Source organism: Tenacibaculum sp. IB213877, from assembly GCF_034043975.1.
GTDB lineage: Bacteria > Bacteroidota > Bacteroidia > Flavobacteriales > Flavobacteriaceae > Polaribacter.
The window spans coordinates 1-1,195 of the sequence record NZ_JAXCHH010000026.1 but is presented as its reverse complement, the minus strand read 5'-3'; the positions used below and the strand labels follow the sequence as shown (position 1 = coordinate 1,195).

Genomic DNA, 1,195 nt, shown 5'->3' with positions numbered 1-1,195 from the left:
ATCTGAATCGTTGGCAAGTACATTGATAGTAACCGCAATATCTTCATTAGTTGCAGCGTTATCGTCTATTGCTACTGGCGCATCGTTTGTAGCATTCACCGTTACATTCACGATAGCTGTATCACAAAGTGCAGGTGTTGCATCATCACATACGGTATATTCAAACGAGTCATTTCCGTTGAAATCAGGATTCGGTGTATAGGTTACTTCTCCTGTTGCAGGATCGATAGTTACGGTTCCGTTAGCTGGAGCTGATGAGATGCTTACCGAAGCAGGATCGATGGTACTATCGATATCCGAATCGTTGGCAAGTACATCGATAGTAACCGCAGTATCTTCATTAGTTGCAGCGTTATCGTCTATTGCTACAGGTGTATCGTTTGTAGCATTTACCGTTACGTTTACGATAGCTGTATCACAAAGTGCAGGTGTTGCATCATCACACACGGTATATTCAAACGAATCATTTCCGTTGAAATCAGCATTGGGTGTATAGGTTACTTCTCCTGTTGCAGGATCAATAGTTACGGTTCCGTTAGCCGGAGCTGAGGAAATGCTTACCGAAGCAGGATCGATGGTACTATCAATATCTGAATCGTTGGCAAGTACATTGATAGTAAATGCAGTATCTTCATTAGTTGCAGCGTTATCATCCGTTGCTACTGGCGCATCGTTTACAGCATTCACCGTTACATTCACGATAGCCGTATCACATAATGCAGGTGTTGCATCATCACACACGGTATATTCAAACGAGTCATTTCCGTTGAAATCAGGATTCGGTGTATAGGTTACTTCTCCTGTTGCAGGATCGATAGTTACGGTTCCGTTAGCTGGAGCTGATGAGATGCTTACCGAAGCAGGATCGATGGTACTATCAATATCTGAATCGTTGGCAAGTACATTGATAGTAACCGCAGAATCTTCATTAGTTGCAGCGTTATCATCCGTTGCCACTGGCGCATCGTTTACGGCATTTATCGTTACGTTTACGATAGCCGTATCACATAATGCAGGTGTTGCATCATCACACACGGTATATTCAAACGAGTCATTTCCGTTGAAATCAGCATTCGGCGTATAGGTTACTTCTCCCGTTGCAGGATCAATAGTTACCGTTCCGTTAGCTGGCGCTGATGAGATGCTTACCGAAGCAGGATCGATGGTACTATCGATATCTGAATCGTTGGCAAGT

General features: G+C 43.5%; 1 protein-coding gene. It reads right to left on the bottom strand.

Annotated features, from left to right (window positions below; all coding sequences use genetic code 11):
• Window positions 1–1,195, bottom strand: a 1,195-nt coding sequence (locus SLH33_RS12920) for a cadherin-like domain-containing protein (RefSeq protein ID WP_320419533.1), incomplete at both ends; no start/stop codon positions are given.